This is a genomic window from Acinetobacter sp. CIP-A165 (assembly GCF_000367985.1).
GTDB lineage: Bacteria > Pseudomonadota > Gammaproteobacteria > Pseudomonadales > Moraxellaceae > Acinetobacter.
Map to the genome: position 1 here is coordinate 275,272 of NZ_KB849201.1, position 4,368 is coordinate 279,639.

Below are 4,368 nucleotides of genomic sequence, written 5' to 3' on the forward strand. Positions count from 1 at the left end.
GGATCAGTAGGATCAGTAGGATCAGTAGGATCAGTAGGATCAGTAGGATCAGTAGGATCAGTAGGATCAGTAGGATCAGTAGGATCAGTAGGATCAGTAGGCTTCATTTTTCTTTCTGGATCAATATCTGTGATACAAGCAATTTTCTTAGAAATTGTTTTAGGTTTGTTGCTATCAAATAAATGTAGGAAATGTGTGAAGTATCGCCCACCAACATTTACCACAGCAACATGATGATCTTCTAAAGATTTACCAATATATCTAGCAAAAATAGACATTAATAGTTGCTCAGCAATTCCTTCTACAAACAAAATTTTCTGTGCAAATAAAATGTCTGATTTAGTAGCATCTAGAAACCTTTGTACATATCTCTTACTTTTTCCATCAAGAGGAAAAATCGTATCAGGATAACTAATCTTTGTTTCATCAGCTTCTTTATACAAACAAATAATTTCTGAAAGTGAAACCGCAGATGTAATATGGGTAGAATGTGAAGTTACGAAAATTTGTCGTACTTTTCCTTCTTTTTTATTCTTCTTTAAAAATTGTAAGAACTTATATTGCATTGCCGGATGGAGATGGGCTTCAGGCTCTTCAATAACTAATACTGAAAATACTTTTGCATTATCACCCATATACTTCCCGTCAGAATTTACTTGCATTTTTGCAAGTAATAAAGACATGAAAATCAGATTATTATAACCCAAACCATTATGAGTTGCTGGTATTTTAATCCCTGTTTCATATTCAATAATTAATCTTAGAAAAGAAAACATTTCTATATCTGAAATATTCCCTTCAAAATTAGGTTTAGCCTTATTAAATGAAGCTCCTGTTCCATCAGCATAAGATAATATTTGTTCTTTCCCTAATTCCATACGCTCTTGAATAGAATTAATTACTGGTTCAATGTCTGATAAAAAGTTATTTTTTCGAGCTTTAATTTCTGTAGTTTTATTTTCTTCAGATTTTATGGAATCACTTTTAATGTCATAGTCCATGAAGAAATCAAATACATTTTTTAATAATGTATTTTTCCCTGTTAGCATGTCCCTTTCTACATCTCGGATTGCATCTAAGAATGGCTTTGTTGCACAAACCTATCTGTAAAGGGTTTTTCAGCGATATAATTTTCAAATGAAGAAGCCTGCACACAAAATCTACCGCACAACCAATTGGCCCGCATATAACCGAGCACTCATGAGTCGCGGAAATATTGCCATTTGGTTTGATCCTGCTACGCAATGGTATGCTCCGTCCATCGGTAAACAAGGGCGAAATCAAACCTACTCCGACGCAGCCATCCAATGCTGCTTAATGATTAAATCCTTATTCCGTCTGTCTTTACGTATGGTCACTGGCTTTGTGCAAAGTCTGATTAAACTTTGCGGATTAAATTGGATAGCTCCAGATTACACCACGCTTTGTAGAAGACAAAAGCATATTGATATTGTAATCAGCTACCAAAAAAGTAGCGATGGGCTGCATCTACTCATGGACTCTACAGGCATGAAGTTTCTAGGTGAGGGCGAATGGAAACGCAAGAAACATGGACCTGAATATCGTCGCCAATGGCGTAAACTTCATATTGGTATAGATGCTAAAACCCTACAAATACGAGCAGTTCAGCTTACAACCAATAATGTCAGTGATTCACAGGTGCTTGGTGATTTACTTAATCAGATTCCACAAGATGAGCAGATTAACTCTGTTTATACCGATGGAGCTTATGACACCAAGCAATGCCGTCAGGTCATTGCAGATCGGCAAGCGCATGCGGTGATTCCACCTAGAAAAAATGCGAAACCATGGAAAGATACAAAGAGTAGCTCGCTAGAGCGAAATGAATTACTTCGAACAATTAAACGTTTAGGCAGGACACTATGGAAAAAATGGTCAGGCTATCATCGGCGAAGTTTGGTTGAAACTAAGATGCATTGCATCAAATTATTAGGAGATAAACTCAGTGCAAGGAGTTTTGATAGCCAAGTCAATGAGATCCATGCACGTGTGGCAGTCCTTAACAGATTTACGGAATTAGGTCGACCACTTACCCAAGTTACGCCTTAAATTTGGCTCAATTAGGGGCGCTTTGCATTTCAAATCTTTGTGCAACAAAGCCTTTCAAATCTTTGTGCAACAAAGCCCTATTCAACCACTTGTGAATTAATTCATCACCGCTAAAAGTAGTCCAAGATAGTCCCTCGTTTATTATACTTTTACTGACAAAGTATTCTAAGGAGGTATAACTCCAATTTGGACCAATACCACGTATATGGGACGGAATTTTATTATTTAATTTACAATATTCCAAATAGGACGTGATCCTTGCAATAAACATTTTATTTACAAAATAATGATCTCGGTCCTTGCGCTCGCCATGTTCTAAACTATACAAACTAGAAGCGACTTTATCTGCTTGATAATTCAACAAACTATTTACAATCAATAGGTTATACTTTTCAACTAGTTCAACAAGCACGCAATCTAATTCGATAGATTTTTCAATTGGAATGGGTCTATATTTTTGTATATTTGAGATCAATTGATATGCATCTATTATTTTTTGCTCAAGAATAAATTCTCTTATTTCCTTAATATCTAAATAATCCAGTTCGTAATAATCGAATTGATTCCTCAACTCTTCAAACATGTGGTTAAAACTTTCATAATTGAGATCAAAATTTAAAAAAGTATTCTCCTCTAGGAACAGGTATTTATATTTTTGATATTTATTTCTAAATTCTAAATCAATTAAATGTGATTTCTTTAAAAATAATTTACTGTTTTCGTTAATATTTTTTATAATTTCATCATTTTTATTCGTATTAAAAATTACTCTTTTATCGTATAGTGATTTAATTAAAAAATTTTTATCTGCCCTTTCAGTGATAAACATATCTTGCCAAATTTCTTTATTTAATTTTCCAAATTCATTTACTTGGCATTTAAGAGCAATAAGATACAAATATATTTTTTCAAGATATGTCAGATTTAACTCATTATTTTTAAATAAAAACCTGTATTCTTCTCGAATTATATTTTCTATGCTATCAACTACATTTTTAGCAATTTCATTTACAGGTGTGTCCATATAATACTCACTATTTAAGTCGTATCTATAACCTTTGATACCATTTCTAATTGTTACATTTCTACCATCACAGAAATTAAAATAGTATACAGTAATTGTACACATACTATTTGTAATTGATTGTTATTAATTATAAAAAATATAAATAGTATGAGAAATAGGGTTATATTTCATGATCTGCATTTTCAGACCGATCACCTAAACTAGCAGCCCAATTTACTTTTTTAGTAATCTCAGGGCGTTCTTCATGCCAGAGTTTTTTTAACTCTGCGACCAACAAATCATGTCCATTACGAGTAATTAAATTTGATTTCATAAGAAAAAAATACGCTAATATAACAGTCTGTTTACAAGTCGTTGCATTGTATTCCTTATTTCAACATCACTAAAGTGTATAAATTTTATTCTTTTTCAAATCATGCGGTTGTGATGAATCTCTCAGTATTTTATTGTTCAAAATTTGACAATCCTATTTTTGCCGCTTATTATGCGCCCCTAAGTTAACTTTTTGTTTATTTTTTATACACTTTGTGAATGATGTGTAACACGAACATCATTTTTCCAGATTAATTCAATGTCATTTTGAATGGCGTCATGATTTGCCCACCCTTATTGAATTTATCAACTTTAAAAAGTTAGAGCATTTTTTTGCTGAACTTTTAGGGCATAAATTACCTGTAGCGGAGACAACATGCACAGTAATTCAAGTTCTGGGTCGAGGCTTAGCCTTAACTCTTTATCTTCCAAACTTCCATTTCAAGCTTTAGCATTAGGTGTGGTCATTCTCCCTTTTAATAGCTTGAGCGGGCTTTGTTGCACAAACCTATCTGTAAAGGGTTTTTCAGCGATATAATTTTCAAATGAAGAAGCCTGCACACAAAATCTACCGCACAACCAATTGGCCCGCATATAACCGAGCACTCATGAGTCGCGGAAATATTGCCATTTGGTTTGATCCTGCTACGCAATGGTATGCTCCGTCCATCGGTAAACAAGGGCGAAATCAAACCTACTCCGACGCAGCCATCCAATGCTGCTTAATGATTAAATCCTTATTCCGTCTGTCTTTACGTATGGTCACTGGCTTTGTGCAAAGTCTGATTAAACTTTGCGGATTAAATTGGATAGCTCCAGATTACACCACGCTTTGTAGAAGACAAAAGCATATTGATATTGTAATCAGCTACCAAAAAAGTAGCGATGGGCTGCATCTACTCATGGACTCTACAGGCATGAAGTTTCTAGGTGAGGGCGAATGGAAACGCAAGAAACAT

Annotated in this window: 3 protein-coding genes and 3 pseudogenes; 3 read left to right on the top strand and 3 right to left on the bottom strand. The window is 34.2% G+C overall.

Annotated elements, in window-relative coordinates; all coding sequences use genetic code 11:
- A partial coding sequence (locus tag F991_RS17640; protein WP_004669108.1) for an ATP-dependent nuclease occupies positions 1-1,049 on the bottom strand: 1,049 nt, incomplete at its 3' end.
- A gap of 88 nt (positions 1,050-1,137) precedes the next feature.
- Between F991_RS17640 and F991_RS04020 the strand changes: the two genes are divergently transcribed.
- A complete protein-coding gene (locus F991_RS04020) occupies positions 1,138-2,070 on the top strand; it encodes an IS5-like element ISAba12 family transposase (protein ID WP_051064200.1) in 933 nt (310 codons plus the stop codon).
- A 7-nt stretch (positions 2,071-2,077) separates the two neighbouring features.
- On the opposite strand, the gene F991_RS04025 is transcribed toward F991_RS04020, so the two are convergent.
- Together F991_RS04025 and F991_RS17055 are read right to left on the bottom strand one after the other, a co-directional pair.
- Positions 2,078-3,094 (bottom strand): hypothetical protein, encoded by a 1,017-nt coding sequence (locus tag F991_RS04025; RefSeq protein WP_081398947.1) that lies wholly within the window; start codon positions 3,092-3,094, stop codon positions 2,078-2,080.
- Positions 3,095-3,263: 169 nt separating this feature from the next.
- Positions 3,264-3,410: pseudogene (locus F991_RS17055) on the bottom strand (transcription elongation factor GreB); the annotation flags it as partial.
- Positions 3,411-3,785: 375 nt separating this feature from the next.
- Here F991_RS17055 and F991_RS17425 point away from each other — a divergent pair.
- Positions 3,786-3,899: pseudogene (locus tag F991_RS17425) on the top strand (ABC transporter substrate-binding protein); the annotation flags it as partial.
- A 55-nt stretch (positions 3,900-3,954) separates the two neighbouring features.
- A pseudogene (locus tag F991_RS04030) lies at positions 3,955-4,368 on the top strand (IS5-like element ISAba12 family transposase); the annotation flags it as partial.